The organism is Pantoea sp. X-Soil-TKNS-1279 (assembly GCF_059730565.1).
Map to the genome: position 1 here is coordinate 1,222,481 of NZ_AP035948.1, position 13,989 is coordinate 1,236,469.

15 protein-coding genes are annotated in these 13,989 nt (G+C 52.4%); 10 read left to right on the top strand and 5 right to left on the bottom strand.

Translation table 11 applies throughout. The annotated features are described in order from the left end of the window. Positions 1–28 precede the first annotated feature (28 nt). Entirely contained in the window at positions 29–1,132 is a 1,104-nt protein-coding gene (locus tag AC6I8N_RS05620; protein WP_021182346.1) for an AI-2E family transporter, read from the bottom strand. 202 nt (positions 1,133–1,334) lie between these two features. Between AC6I8N_RS05620 and AC6I8N_RS05625 the strand changes: the two genes are divergently transcribed. The 3 genes from AC6I8N_RS05625 to AC6I8N_RS05635 all read left to right on the top strand — a co-directional run bounded on the left by AC6I8N_RS05625 (position 1,335) and on the right by AC6I8N_RS05635 (position 3,808). Next, positions 1,335–1,565 (top strand): DUF1272 domain-containing protein, encoded by a 231-nt coding sequence (locus tag AC6I8N_RS05625; RefSeq protein WP_071783553.1) that lies wholly within the window; start codon positions 1,335–1,337, stop codon positions 1,563–1,565. 818 nt (positions 1,566–2,383) lie between these two features. Next, on the top strand, positions 2,384–2,872 hold the full coding sequence (locus tag AC6I8N_RS05630) for an RcnB family protein (RefSeq protein ID WP_021182348.1): 489 nt from the start codon (positions 2,384–2,386) through the stop codon (positions 2,870–2,872). A gap of 108 nt (positions 2,873–2,980) precedes the next feature. Then, positions 2,981–3,808: a Cof-type HAD-IIB family hydrolase gene (locus AC6I8N_RS05635; RefSeq protein WP_497830666.1), complete on the top strand. Its 828-nt coding sequence runs from the start codon at positions 2,981–2,983 to the stop codon at positions 3,806–3,808. Positions 3,809–3,854: 46 nt separating this feature from the next. On the opposite strand, the gene AC6I8N_RS05640 is transcribed toward AC6I8N_RS05635, so the two are convergent. Beyond that, the gene (locus AC6I8N_RS05640; protein WP_497830231.1) at positions 3,855–5,018 is read right to left on the bottom strand and encodes an iron-containing alcohol dehydrogenase; all 1,164 of its coding nucleotides are present in this window, start codon (positions 5,016–5,018) and stop codon (positions 3,855–3,857) included. 271 nt (positions 5,019–5,289) lie between these two features. On the opposite strand from AC6I8N_RS05640, the gene gntT reads away from it, so the two are divergent. Continuing rightward, positions 5,290–6,606, top strand: a complete 1,317-nt coding sequence (gntT, locus tag AC6I8N_RS05645) for a gluconate transporter (protein WP_021182351.1) — start codon at positions 5,290–5,292, stop codon at positions 6,604–6,606. Positions 6,607–6,646: 40 nt separating this feature from the next. Here the strand turns inward: gntT and AC6I8N_RS05650 are convergent, their stop codons facing one another. Both AC6I8N_RS05650 and AC6I8N_RS05655 read right to left on the bottom strand, forming a co-directional pair. Then, the gene (locus tag AC6I8N_RS05650; protein ID WP_497830232.1) at positions 6,647–7,729 is read right to left on the bottom strand and encodes a malate/lactate/ureidoglycolate dehydrogenase; all 1,083 of its coding nucleotides are present in this window, start codon (positions 7,727–7,729) and stop codon (positions 6,647–6,649) included. A 106-nt stretch (positions 7,730–7,835) separates the two neighbouring features. After that, positions 7,836–8,081 (bottom strand): hypothetical protein, encoded by a 246-nt coding sequence (locus AC6I8N_RS05655; protein ID WP_021182353.1) that lies wholly within the window; start codon positions 8,079–8,081, stop codon positions 7,836–7,838. A gap of 259 nt (positions 8,082–8,340) precedes the next feature. Between AC6I8N_RS05655 and AC6I8N_RS05660 the strand changes: the two genes are divergently transcribed. From AC6I8N_RS05660 to AC6I8N_RS05675, 4 genes are all read left to right on the top strand, one after another. Continuing rightward, on the top strand, positions 8,341–8,424 hold the full coding sequence (locus tag AC6I8N_RS05660) for a small membrane protein YohP (protein ID WP_017346848.1): 84 nt from the start codon (positions 8,341–8,343) through the stop codon (positions 8,422–8,424). A gap of 619 nt (positions 8,425–9,043) precedes the next feature. Further along, positions 9,044–9,625, top strand: coding sequence for a lipid IV(A) palmitoyltransferase PagP (gene pagP, locus AC6I8N_RS05665; protein WP_497830233.1), 582 nt, complete (start codon positions 9,044–9,046; stop codon positions 9,623–9,625). Between the two features lie 150 nt (positions 9,626–9,775). Continuing rightward, on the top strand, positions 9,776–9,985 hold the full coding sequence (cspE, locus tag AC6I8N_RS05670) for a transcription antiterminator/RNA stability regulator CspE (protein ID WP_006118399.1): 210 nt from the start codon (positions 9,776–9,778) through the stop codon (positions 9,983–9,985). Between the two features lie 348 nt (positions 9,986–10,333). After that, positions 10,334–10,759: a GNAT family N-acetyltransferase gene (locus AC6I8N_RS05675; protein ID WP_021182355.1), complete on the top strand. Its 426-nt coding sequence runs from the start codon at positions 10,334–10,336 to the stop codon at positions 10,757–10,759. Here the strand turns inward: AC6I8N_RS05675 and AC6I8N_RS05680 are convergent. Next, positions 10,743–12,098: an aminotransferase-like domain-containing protein gene (locus AC6I8N_RS05680; protein WP_497830234.1), complete on the bottom strand. Its 1,356-nt coding sequence runs from the start codon at positions 12,096–12,098 to the stop codon at positions 10,743–10,745. The genes AC6I8N_RS05675 and AC6I8N_RS05680 overlap by 17 nt on opposite strands. A gap of 128 nt (positions 12,099–12,226) precedes the next feature. On the opposite strand from AC6I8N_RS05680, the gene AC6I8N_RS05685 reads away from it, so the two are divergent. Next, entirely contained in the window at positions 12,227–13,186 is a 960-nt protein-coding gene (locus tag AC6I8N_RS05685; RefSeq protein WP_497830235.1) for an ABC transporter substrate-binding protein, read from the top strand. Between the two features lie 2 nt (positions 13,187–13,188). Further along, positions 13,189–13,983, top strand: a complete 795-nt coding sequence (locus tag AC6I8N_RS05690) for a deaminated glutathione amidase (protein ID WP_013508240.1) — start codon at positions 13,189–13,191, stop codon at positions 13,981–13,983. Positions 13,984–13,989: the final 6 nt, after the last annotated feature.

Sequence of the window (13,989 nt, forward strand, 5' to 3'; positions counted from 1 at the left end):
TAAGTCGGGTGCCAGACGGCACCCGCTATCAGTCGCGCTGCTTCCCTTCCTCAATAAACTCTTCATCAATCTCTTCCACGTTGTCACGGTTATCACGTCCGGAAAGCAGGTTCCAGCAGGCGATAAACAGCGCGGCAATTAACGGACCGATGACAAAGCCGTTGATACCGTAAACTTCCATGCCACCCAGCGTGGCAATCAGAATCAGATAGTCCGGCATTTTGGTGTCTTTACCCACCAGCAGCGGGCGCAGAATATTGTCCACCAGACCGACCACCACCACAAAGAAGCCAACGAGGAACAAGCCTTTCCACAGCGCGCCGGTAGCGAAGAAGAAAATGGCGGCGGGCACCCAAATGATCGCCGAACCAATCGCCGGAATGAGCGAGAGAAACGCCATTAACGCGCCCCACAGCAGGCTGCCATCGATATCGGTGATCCAGAATGCCAATCCACCCAATACCCCTTGTACCACGGCGACCACCACGGTGCCTTTCACCGTCGCGCGAGACACCGCCGCAAACTTCAACAGCAGATGGTGTTTGACATAGGTGGAGAGAGGCAGCGCCTCTAAAATCAGGCTTACCAGCCAGGCACCATCTTTCAGCAGGAAGAACAGCAGATACAACATCACACCAAAACCTACAGTAAAGGTGAAGGTGCCTTTACCGATGATGAACACGCTGCCCGCCATATACTGGCCGCCCTTCAGGGCAAAGCCGGAGAGTTTTTCCTGGATTTGCGTGGCGTTGTTCAGATGATGTTCAGACAGATAATTACGTGCCCACGCTGGCAAATGTTGGAACAGGTCGGCAAAGACCGTCGGAAACTGCGATGAGTTGTTTTGCAGTTTGGTGTAGACGGTATTGAGCTCCACCACCAGCGATGAGGTGACGATAGCCAGCGGTGTGAAGACGATCAGGCAGATGATCAGCAATGTTACCAGCGAGGCCAGGCCGTTACGATCCCCCATTTTTTGCCGTAACACGGATTTCAGTGGATGGAAAATCACCGCCAGAATCGCTGCCCATAAAATGGCGGAGAAGTAAGGGGTGAGCACGTCAAAAAACGCCACCGTGACAATCGCCAGGATGACGATGAAAAAGCCGATATTCAAACCTTTAACTTGCATCAATACGTCTCTTTAAAAAGGGGAACGCATGAACTATAGAAGGTCTGGTGATGAGCGTCACATATTCGGCAGGACAGCTGCGTGATTTATCGCGTGATGTGGAATCTGTTGATGTCCTGATTTGTCCTTGTAGTGTCTGCCTGCGATCTGGTCATAAACAATTGCAGCGGCGATGATGGATTTTTTCGTACAGGAGAACACCATGCTGGAACTGCGTCCTAACTGTGAATGCTGTGATAAAGATTTGCCGCCGGAGTCAAGAGAAGCGCATATCTGCTCGTTTGAGTGCACTTTCTGCATTGATTGTGTCACCGGGGTGCTCGATGGACATTGCCCGAACTGTGGTGGAGAGCTGGTACGCCGCCCGATACGACCCGCAGCTAAGTTACTGCGTTATCCGGCATCGACGACACGCCATCTGGCAACAAGGTAAATACCAGTGATGAGGTATTCAACAGGTAATTATCCGTTCCGGTATACAGAAGTAAAAACAAAAGAAGTCTCCGCTCGCACTTCCTGGGCAGAATAATCTGATCGCATCAGTTATTTCTAATAACGCTAATATTGAACTCTGTATTAATAACGGTTTGGTATTAATTGGTTTTTTGTGGGATTTTACGGCTTTCGCCAGATGAAAATTATCCATGAAAGCTGTGTCTCGTTAAGAAATGCTGATAGCCAAGAGAGTGGTTTTTCTTTACATGTTTGATTTTAATTATTTTTTTATGCGGAATGACCTGATGTGTCTGATAATGTCGTGATAGCAAGAAATATCTTGTTGGCTACTCTGGTCAGAGCACAGACCTTATTTAAAAGTATTTAATTCTGTGCAGAGGATTATTTACCTCAGCATCTAACTCCTTACGTATTTTTCTGAAAAAAAGTCATTTTTAAAAGAATTTTTCATTTTGAAATGGTATTGTTTACCGGCAATGCTAGTGATGTGGCGTTGTGTGCTTCAGTTTTACCCTCGCTTTTGTAGGGTTACCCCTCTTTATGCAATAAATGGAAATTGATTCCTCCCGATCTTCGCGATCGGGTTTTTTTCATGGATTACGCTCCCCGTAGAATGCTGCATTTTCGGTCCATTTAATGTCACGCCTGACATAAACGTTAAGGAAGTGATAATTCGAGGTAATGTATTGTAAGTCGGCAGTTTTTTAGGAGTTTTGGAAATGCGTTTTTGCCTCCATATCATTAATAGTATCGCTTAACGGCGCTATCACTGCCGTTATCCCTGGAGGTAACACCATGAAAAAAACAACATTGACTTTAGTCGCTTCGCTTATTGCATGCAGCACATTGATTTCCAGCGTTTCCTGGGCTGACGGCCCCGGTGACCAGCGCTGGCAGCAACACGGTGGTAATCAACATCAGGACCACGGTAATGGTCCGGATCGTGGTGGTAATCGTGGCCCTGACCACGGCAACAACCGTGGCCCTGATCGCGGCGCAGATCGTGGTCCTGGCCGTGGCAATGATCATTATGCTGGACGTCCGATGCCGCAAGGCCATCACGGTGGTGATCGCTTCGCCTGGAACGGCCATGATTTCCGTCGTGGTTACCCGGCGCCGCCGGAATTCCGTGGCCCGCATTATCGTGTCGATGACTGGCGTGGACACGGCCTGTATGCACCGCCACGCGGTGAATATTGGTCGTATATCGACGGTAACTACGTCCTTGTAGCCGCAGCCACCGGTATCATCACCGCGATTCTGCTGAATAACGCCTTCAACTAATCCTGCCGACGGATGGCCATTGCCATCCGTCTTTTCGCTGTTTTCTCCTCCCCGCCAGGTTATCCTCTATAGCGATCTGTTTTCCTTTCAATGCGCTAAGGAGTCATGATGGCCGTGGTAAAAATGGTGGCGGTAGATATGGACGGCACCTTTCTCGACGACAAAAAACAGTACAATCGCGCACGTTTTCACGCCTGTTACACCCAACTGAAACAACGTGGCATCAAATTCGTGGTCGCCAGCGGCAACCAATATTATCAGCTCAAATCCTTCTTCCCTGAGATCGCCAGCGAGATCGCCTTTGTGGCGGAGAATGGCGCGTGGATTATTGACCGGGATGAGGAGCTGTTCTGTGGGGCGTTTTCGCGTGATGACGTTCATGCGGTGATGGATACGCTACAGCGTGGTCACTATCCCGATCTGAAGTATTTGATTGCCGGTCGTAACAGCGCTTACTACTTCACCGATGCCGATGAGTCATGGCTGACGAAAATGCGGCACTATTGTCATCGCCTGAAGGCTATCGATAGCCTGAGTGATACCGGTGACGATAAGTTGTTTAAATTTGCGCTCAATCTCTCCGACGACTATGTGTCGATTTTGATGGCCGATATTGAACGCTTGCATCATGGTGCCGCAGCGGCGACGTCCAGCGGGCATGGGTCGGTTGATTTGATTGTGCCGGGTCTGCATAAGGCCAATGGATTACGCCTGTTGCAGGCGCGTTGGGGCATTGACGATGAGGAAGTGATGGCGTTTGGCGATGGTGGCAACGACCTCGAAATGTTGGTGCAATCTGGTTTCAGCTTTGCCATGCAGAATGCGCCGCAGCGTGTGAAGCAGGCGGCACGTTATCAGGCACCGTCCAATAATGACGAGGGCGTGTTGCAGGTCATTGAGCAGATGCTGGCAGGGCAGGGGCCATTCCACGCCTGAACGCATATCCGGGACGAAACGGCGCGATAAATCGCGCCGTAACGGATCATGCGATCTGCCAGGCTGCCGCGATCATGTCAGTTAACGTCTCTTTGGTGTAGCTGACCCAGCCGTTTTTACTGTTGGCTCGCGCCACAATCCACTCAACTTCCGTCGCTGTCAACGTTGGGCCGCCCTGCCAGAACGGCATGATGGCGTGCTGTTGCAGCCAGGCTTTTAGCGCCAGTGCCGGTGGTGCCGGATCATCCGGCAGCAGTTGTTGCGCCAGTTTCGCCATCAGTTGCTGCTGCTCGGGGTGTTCGCTTTCGGCCAGCACATCGAGGAACGGAAACAGCAGACGTCCACAGACTTCGCCATGATGGAAAGGCTTAATCGCCCCCAGCTCCCCGGCGATACCGTGAATCACCCCCAATCCGGCGCTACTCAGGCAGACGCCGCCCAGCCATGACGCCATCATCATCGCTTCGCGGGCATTATCACCTGCCTGATCGGTGCAATTCAGTGCGGGCCAGGCTTGAAAGAACAAGCGCAAGCCGCTCAACGCCATCTGCTGGCTGAACAGATTGCCTTTGCGCGATAAATAGGCTTCAAACAGATGGGTAAAAGCGTCAATGGCGCAGGTGGCCAGGACAGGGTCTGGCGTCCCTTTGAGTAAATCGGGATCGAGAATTGCCACCTGCGGCACAAACACCGGGTGGCGCAGTGAAGCTTTCACCTGGATATGTTGTTGGTCAGTCACTACTGCGTTTTGTGTCGCTTCGCTACCGGTGCCAGCCGTGGTCGGAACCGCAATCAGCGGCAATGTGGCAGGCTGTACCGGCGTATCACCCACTTTCTCCAGATAGCGCGCGGTGGGTAGCGGATGTTGCATCATGGCGCTAAAGGCTTTGGCTGCGTCCAGCACGCTGCCACCACCGATCGCCACCACACGATCAACATGGCCGCGCCAGCGATTGACCCAGCCATCAATTTCATCTGGCGAAGCCTCATGGCTGACGATCTCATAGCCGATGATGTTCTCGTTGAGCGCTGCCCCGAGGCGCGCCCAGGTAGGGCCGTTCAGAAACGAGCGACCACAGAACAACAACGTCGGCTGCGGATTGGCGGCCAGCAACGGCACCAGCCGATCAATACTGCCTCGGGCAAACAGGGTTTGTTGATTACTGTACAGCTCGATCAGATTCTCACTCACCTGCACATCCTTTTTCATGGGCGGAAAGACCTTAGTGTAACCAAATCACTTCCTGCTGCCGGGGCAAACATTCTGATAACCAGTGGGTAAAAAGTTGATCACCTTCTCAAATCCGAAATTCACCCGGCGCGGCAGGTGATTTCTTTATCGTGTTACCCTTAACATGATACCGGTAACAAGATGCGACGCTATGTAACAACATATCAAACGCTGCTTTATCCATCGTCCTCAGGACTTATCACAACAAACCGCTGCCGGTGAAAGATCTGGCAAAAAGTGGAGAAAAATTATGCCATTACTCTACGTGGCTATCGGGGTGGCGTTATTGCTGCTGCTGATGATTCGTTTCAAACTGAATGGGTTTATTGCGCTGATTCTGGTGGCGCTGGCCGTCGGTATGATGCAGGGCATGCCGGTCAACAAAGTGATTGGATCGATCAAAACGGGTGTCGGCGGCACGCTGGGTAGTCTGGCGCTGATCATGGGTTTTGGTGCCATGCTGGGCAAACTGCTGGCTGACTGTGGCGGGGCGCAGCGCATTGCGACCACGCTGATCGCTAAATTTGGTCAAAAACATATTCAGTGGGCGCTGGTACTGACCGGTTTTACCGTCGGTTTCGCACTGTTCTATGAAGTGGGCTTTGTGCTGATGCTGCCGCTGGTGTTCAGCATCGCGGCCTCAGCGCGCGTTCCATTGTTGTTTGTCGGTGTGCCGATGGCGGCTGCGCTGTCTGTCACCCACGGTTTCCTGCCACCGCATCCGGGGCCAACCGCCATTGCCACCCTGTTCAATGCTGACATGGGTAAAACGTTGTTGTTTGGTACCCTGCTGGGCATTCCTACCGTCATTCTGGCGGGACCGGTGTATGCACGTTTCCTCAAAGGCATTGATAAACCCATTCCGGAAGGACTGTGGAACCCGAAAACCTTCAGCGAAGCAGAAATGCCGGGTTTTGGTGTCAGCGTTGCGACGGCTCTGGTACCGGTGATCCTGATGGCTCTGCGTGCGGTGGCGGAGATGGTACTGCCGAAAGGCCATGTGGTGCTGCCTTACGCCGAGTTCTTTGGTGATCCGATCATGGCAACGCTGATTGCGGTGTTGATTGCGATCTTCACTTTTGGTTTGAACCGTGGACGTAGCATGGATGAGGTGATGGGCACGCTGAGTGACTCGATCAAAATCATCGCGATGATGCTGCTGATTATTGGCGGTGGCGGGGCATTTAAGCAGGTGCTGGTGGACAGCGGCGTGGATAAATACATCGCCAGCATGATGCATGAAACCAATGTTTCTCCGATCTTTATGGCGTGGTCCATTGCGGCTGTCCTGCGTATTGCGCTGGGTTCTGCCACCGTGGCGGCGATTACGGCAGGCGGCATTGTGGCTCCGCTGATTGTCACCTCCGGTGCAAGCCCGGAACTGATGGTGATTGCCGTTGGCTCGGGCAGCGTGATTTTCTCCCACGTCAACGATCCGGGATTCTGGTTATTCAAAGAGTATTTCAACCTGACTATCGGTGAAACCATCCGATCCTGGTCAGTGCTGGAGACCATCATTTCGGTCTGCGGTCTGGTGGGTTGTTTGCTGCTGTCGATGGTGATTTGATGTGGAAACGCTGAGGCGTTAAGCCTCAGCGTGGGGCGGCCTACTGCGCCAGGGCGCGGAACGCCGCCAGCTCATCTTCAGGCATACCTGCCTGCAATGCCGCCAGGCAAATTTTTTCCCAACTGTTGCTGTCGAGCGGAATGCCGTCGCGCTCACGTTCCAGACGATTACTCTCTTCCCATTCGCCCGGCACCTGAATCGGGGCATCGCCACTTTGTGGTGAGCGTTTCACCCAATTGAGGAAAGCCTCCGCTTCCTGCTGCATCGCCGGGGCATCGAAGGCTTCCGGGTTGACGATGATGGTGGTCATGCAGTTGAAGATGGCGTCATGACAGGTCACCAGCGTCTCTTCATGGGTGGTGCGGCCACCAGAGAGCGCACCGCCGAGGATTTCACACATGGTCGCCAGCGCATAGCCTTTATGCAGGCCAAATGGCAGCAGTGAACCATATGGCTCCTGATGCATCACGCCCGGTTCGGTGGTGGCTTTGCCCTGATGATCGATGAGATAGCCTGCGGCTACCTGCTGCTCTTTGTTCCAGGCGACACGGGTTTTACCGAAGGCAATGCCACTGGTGGCGAAATCCAACAGCAACGGTTTGCCATTGCTTCGTGGGAACACGGCGCAGAACGGATTGGTACCGAAACGGCGGTCGCTGCCGTTGAATGGCGCCACCATCGGGTCGCCCGCGACGTTGACGAAGTGAAAAGAGACAAACCCGGCAGCCGCACACTGTTCCGCCCAGTGACCAATACGTCCGATATGGTGTGAATCATGCAGGCCCACAGCAGCGATACCAAATTTACTGGCACGTTCAATCCCCAATTGCATCGCTTCCCATGCCGCAACCTGACCAAAGCCGTTATGGCCGCTCAAGGTAATGACTGCGCCAACATCCTTTTCGATAGTGGTGTGCTGGTTAAGTTGTAAAAAGCCCTGCGAGAGCGAAACCATATAACTGGGAATCATGCCTACGCCATGCGAATCGTGGCCGGCCAGATTTGCAGCGACCAGATGATCGGCCACCAGTCGTGCTTCGTCGGCGCTGCTGCCAGCATGCAACCAGATAGCCTGCACAAACTGATGAAGAGGGGAAGACGGAATACGATGAAGGGCACTCACGCGGTTGATCTCCTTGAAAAATGGAGACTCCATCCTGCGACGATTGCGTAATAACGGCAAGTGAGGATTATGCAAAGCAAAGGGCCACAAACCGTGGCCCAAAAACTCAGTGCGGTTGTTCAAATCCCGCTTTTACCATTTGATCTCGCAGCGCGCGAGTAATCTCACGGTTACCACCGGTGACAGGATAAATGACATTGTTGACGACATCGTCAAGATAATGCTCTTTAAACTCCTGCATGGTGAGCTGCGTGCCACCTTCATCGTTTATGGCAATGCTGCCACTGATATGATTGCCATAGTCCTTTGCCTTAAGGCTATAACGTCCCATGCTGGTATTTATCGTGCTCATAGAATCTCCTTGTTACTTAGGCAGTGATAACAATTGAGGCCTGCTACAGGCGCTGTAAGTTTAGACAGTGCTGAGGCGGAGAACGAAGCGGCAAACTTAAGAAAAATCTTCAGCTGCGATCCCGGTCGCAGAAATAATCTTCAGGTAAACGAAACGACAGCAAGATGGCGTGACAGGCATCGCACCTGGCAGCAAGGGTAGAATTTTCATCTATACTGGAGTGAGCAGGCGCTATTTATGACGTAACAAGGAGCTGAAAATGAAAATAATCCTGTGGATCATCGCTATCATCTTCATTGTTGGACTCTTGACGATTACTGGCGTGTTTAAATTGATTTTCTGACGCTATCTGGCACCTGCGGGTGCCGCTTCAGACTCAATCTGCATTGGTGAATGCCGCAGGAAAAGTACGAGGTATCGGCAGAACCACATCCCGCAGATTTAGCGGTTTGCGGCAGGCAGCACAGCAGGCTCCGTGATGCTGCTCTCGGGTTAGCTTGGTACCGTTCAATGTATAAAAGAATCGTGCGCATCCACAACGGCTACAACGGATAGTCATCAGCATTCCTCCTCATCTCCTTCCTGGAATCCTGAGATTTATCTCATTCCCCGCATCAGTTCAAACAATAAATTTCGTTAATTTATTTACGTTATCAACAATCAAATCCAGCTTGCTGAAAATTAAGCAATTTTAAGCAATTGCCAACAGAGCAGGAGTGCACATTTTATCAATGGTGATAATGCCGGTTTCGTTTATCTCTTGTTCCAGTTATCTCATCGCATTATCGGTAACATGCACCCTTCATGCGTCTGACCATGCAGACGATCCCTGGATCAATCCAGATAATGCCTGAAGAGTATCAGGTCCATTTTTATTATGCTTTTCAGGTGATAGCATTAATTTTGGGCAGATTTCAGATAAGTGCCTGATGTCTTGCCATCATAAGAATTGTGTTACAGGAATGATTGTTGTGATTCGGTACGTTTCTACAGCCTTTGCCGGCTGTTTTTTGATCGTTGCGGGCGTTTCTTCTGCTCAGGCTGACACCACCACGCAGGCTATCAAGTCTGGCTGGAATACTTTCACTGACAATGTGGCCCAGACATGGTCGCAGCCACAAAACTATGACTTCTACTTGCCTGCCATTACCTGGCATAACCGCTGGACCTATGATCAGGAACATATCGACAGGTACAATGAGCGGCCCTGGGGCGCTGGCGGTGGTATCTCTCGTTGGGATGACAAAGGGAACTGGCATGGCCTCTACCTGATGGCGTTTAAGGACTCATTTAACAAATGGGAACCGATCGGCGGATACGGTTGGGAAGCTACATGGCGTCCTCTGAGGGATGATAATTTTCACTTTGGCGCAGGCTTCACGGCCGGTGTAACGGCCAGGGATAACTGGAACTATATCCCGATTCCGGTTTTGTTGCCGATGGCTTCAGTGGGATATGGGCCTGTTACCTTTCAAATGACTTATATTCCAGGTACTTACAACAATGGAAATGTCTATTTTGCCTGGTTGAGATTTCAGTTCTGACCTGGGAAGACGGATGAAAAGTGTAAAGGCTGACGAAAAAGGCGATATTTATCACTTTTTCATCAATTCGCACTGGACAAATGTCACCGCAATTGCTGTACTAGGCGCCGACACAGTTTAGTGTCCATTTTTCATGTAAAGGTAATATAGATGTCCAAGATCAAAGGTAACGTTAAGTGGTTTAATGAATCTAAAGGATTCGGTTTCATTACTCCTGAAGATGGCAGCAAAGATGTATTCGTACACTTCTCTGCTATCCAGAGCAACGGCTTCAAAACTCTGGCTGAAGGTCAGCGCGTTGAGTTTGAAATCACCGACGGCGCTAAAGGCCCATCTGCTGCTAACGTTATCAGCCTGTAAGTTAACACGCAGAATTCTAAAAACCCGCCTTCTGGCGGGTTTTTTTATGCCTGCCACCAAATAATGGCCCAGGCAATGATGGCGAAACTGCTGATGGTGATTGCCAGCATTTCATCCATTGTACGGGGTTTCATACTCTTCATGATTTCTGCCTCCTGTAAGCTCCAGGTCAGGATGGCAAAGCAATATTAACGCATCCTTAAGCCCTGATGACAGGCGCATGATAGGGCACGATCTGCGGGGTAACTCACAGATAATTTTCGTAACATTCCCATAACAATCCTTACTTGCAGCTTTTTTGCTGGCAACGCTATATAACAGCTGGAAATGGATTAATGAGGAGGCTGGATGAACATACGTCAGGCACAGGCGAAAGACAGTTTTGCTCTGAGTGCCCTGCTCACTGAACTGGGTTACGCAGGTACGGAAGAGTTTATTGATTCACGTTTAGCACAGCTTTCCAGCCATCCGGATGAAGTCTTGCTGGTGGCGGAGCATGGTACGCAGGTCCTCGGATTTCTCTCGCTTCATTTCATTCCGCAACTGGCGCTGGCCGGCGATTTCGCCCGTATCAGCTACTTTTGTATCGCGGAAGGTGAGCGCAGTAAGGGGAGTGGTCAGCAATTGCTTAACTATGCCGAACAACTGGCGCGTGAACGCGGCTGCGACCGGATGGAGGTGCACTGCCACGCATCACGCCTGAAAGCTAACCAGTTTTACGCGCGTGAAGGTTATGTCGAATCCCCACGCTATCACATCAAAGATCTGGGTTAAGGTTAATTTCCCGTCCGGATGCAATCACCAGCGCGTCAGCAATACTGTCAAGTTGTTGCAAAGGGAACATGGCAGTGCTGACGCGGATAAACTGTTCGGCATTGATACTGTAACGTTCACCTGGCACGGCGGCGATTCCTCGGGCCGCCAGCGTAATCATGGCATATTGTTCTGACGCTACCGGAATATACAGACTCAGGCCATCGCGATCGGTCAGCGCCAGCCCGCGTGCCAGCAGGGCGTTCAACAACTGCTGACGACGTTCACGATAGATTGTTTTCGCCTGCGCCACTTGCTGCTGGGTGGTGGTGTCTGTCAGCATCCACGCCACCGCATCCTGCAAAATTCGGCTGGTCCAACTGACGCCGAAGTTACGCCAGGCCTGAATACGCTTCACCAGTTCTCCGGGGGCGGAGAGTACGGCCAGTCGCAAATCCGGGCCATAGGCTTTGGAAAACGAATGCACATGCACCACGCGTTCAGGAAAGTGGAAACCCAGGCTCCACACCGGCCAGCATGACAGATCACCAATCCCGTCATCCTCAACGATCAGCGTTTTGCTATTGGCTAACACGCGCGCGAGTTCAGCGCTGCGTTGCTGCGTCACGGTATGCCCGGTGGTCGAATGGGTGCGGGGTTGGTAGATAAACATCGCCGGGGATTTATGCAGGTGTGCGGCTAAGGCAGAAGGGATGGGGCCCTGTTCATCGCACGGCAGCGGCAGAATTTCTGCGCCAATGTTATCCAGCATATCCAGCAAACGGGTTGCGGTGGGATCTTCGAGCACCACCCTGTCGCCAGGCGACAGCAGCGTCTGCACGATGACATTCATGGCATCAAAACCGCCATCCGTCGCCAGCCATGACTCCGCCGGGTAGGGCCAGCGCGGCTTAATCGCTGCCAGCAACTGCGGTGAAATGGCTTCACGATGGTAACTATTCAACTGGGGTGATTGAATGCCCGCCAGCATCGCCGCATGCAGATTCGGCAACAGCGCCGGATCGGGGGAGGCCATCGCCAAATCTGCCTGAATGTTATCGCCGTAGTTGCCGATTTTCTCAAAGCGAATCGGTCGCGGCATCACCGTATTACCGCACACCCAGACGCCGCTACGCCCTTTACCCGCCAGCACTTTTTGTTTTTTTAACTGTGACCAGGCTGCCGAGACCGTCGCCGGGCTCACTCCCAGCAGTTCCGCCAGCTCGCGCACCGCGGGCATTTGCATGCCTACGGCAATCTGACCATCGCGAATTAAGGTGGAAGCGGTGAGCGTGATGCCCTTTACCGACGCATCGGTAATTTGCGCGCTGAACCAGTCGATATCTACCGTTTGCGTCATAAGAAAAACCTTTGTTCAGTAACAAAGTATTTATTGTTCAGATTAGTATTCCCGATTTAGTATCAAATTCAAGCACTATTTGCTGAATAACTAAACGCAGCGTGGCTGCACACGGGGAAACGACGAATATGGTAACCATCAGACTGGCGGTTCGTGACTGGGATTACTTCACACCGCTGGCACTCGGCGACATCAAGCCGGAAGGATTTCAGCTGGAAATTGACCGCGTCGGTACGCTGGTTGATAACCTTGGCACCAGCGAAAAATATGACGCGGGTGAAGTCTCGTTCAGCCGTTATGCCCAGGCGCGTGCCAAAGGCGATACTTCGCTGCTTGGTCTGCCCCATTTTCTGATGCGTGGCTTCCGTCAGCGCTGCATCATCACCACGGCGGATAGCCCGATCACGACGCCAGCCCAGCTGAAAGGGAAGAAGATTGGTGTCACCGGCTGGCAGGACTCCGGCAATACCTGGACACGCACCGTACTGCGCGAAGCCGGGGTCGGCATTGATGACGCATACTGGTTTGCGGGCCGTCTGACGGCGGATCATCCGATTGTTGATCGTCTGGCAGGTTTTGGGCGTCCGGGACGCATTGAAGTGGCTCCGGGTGAACGTCCTCTGATTGAACTGCTGAAATCCGGTGAGCTGGATGCCGTCTTCACCCCCTTTATGCCGGAAGGTTTCTTCCTGCCGGGATCGGGCCTGCGCCAGTTGCAGCCGGATTTTGCCAGCGCCGAGCGTGATTACTTCAATCGTGTGGGCTATGTCCCGGGGATCCATATTCTGGCAATGAAACCGGCGCTGGCAGCGGAACATCCGTGGCTGCCGCAGGCATTGAGTAAGATTATCGATCGTTCGTACCAGCTGTGGATGAAGAAACGCGAGAAATATGCCGACACCACGCCGTGGTTACTGGATGATTTGCGACGTACCGCGCAGGAATTACCGGCCGACTGGAATCAAAACGGATTTACCGCTAACAAAAAGATGATTGCGGATTTCGCCAGTGAGCTGTTCGAACAGGGCTTGACCAAAACATTGCTGACGCCGGAAGCGATTTTCCCGGCGGCGGCTCAGGGGGAGTGATGATGAAAGTTGCGATGGGACAATTTGCGGTCAGCCGCGAATGGCAGGAAAACACCGATATTTGCATTGGTTTGATGAACAAAGCGTTGGCGGGTGGCGCGGATTTGCTGGTGCTGCCGGAAGGTGTGCTGGCGCGTGATATCGCCGACCCGGATCTGGTACTGAAAGCGGCGCAACCGCTGGATGGTCCGTTTGTCACACAACTGCTGGCCGCCAGTAAAGGCAATAATCTGACGACCATGATGAGCGTGCATGTCCCGACTGAAGGACAGAAAGCGCTGAACGTGCTGATTGCTATCCGCAATGGTGAAATCATTGCCGAATACGAAAAACTCCACCTTTACGATGCTTTTGCCATGCAGGAGTCACAACGCGTCAATCCTGGTCATGTCATACCGCCGCTGGTTGAGGTTGCCGGTATGAAAGTGGGCCTGATGACCTGTTATGACGTGCGCTTCCCGGAGCTGGCACGCCGCCTGGTGCTGGATGGTGCTGATGTACTTGTGCTGCCCGCTGCCTGGGTGAAAGGGCCACTGAAGGAGATGCATTGGGAGCTGCTGACCACTGCCCGCGCGCTAGAGAACACCTGCTACATGGTAGCGGTAGGCGAATGTGGCCCGCGCAATATCGGTAACAGCCTGGTGATTGACCCACTCGGCGTGGCGATTGCGAAAGCGCCTGAATCAGCGGCATTGGTGTTCGCCGACCTCGATCCACAACGTATCGCTTACGCACGCAGCGTTTTGCCGGTTCTTGAGAACCGCCGTTTTGCCCGACCTGAATTGAATACACACTGACAGCAC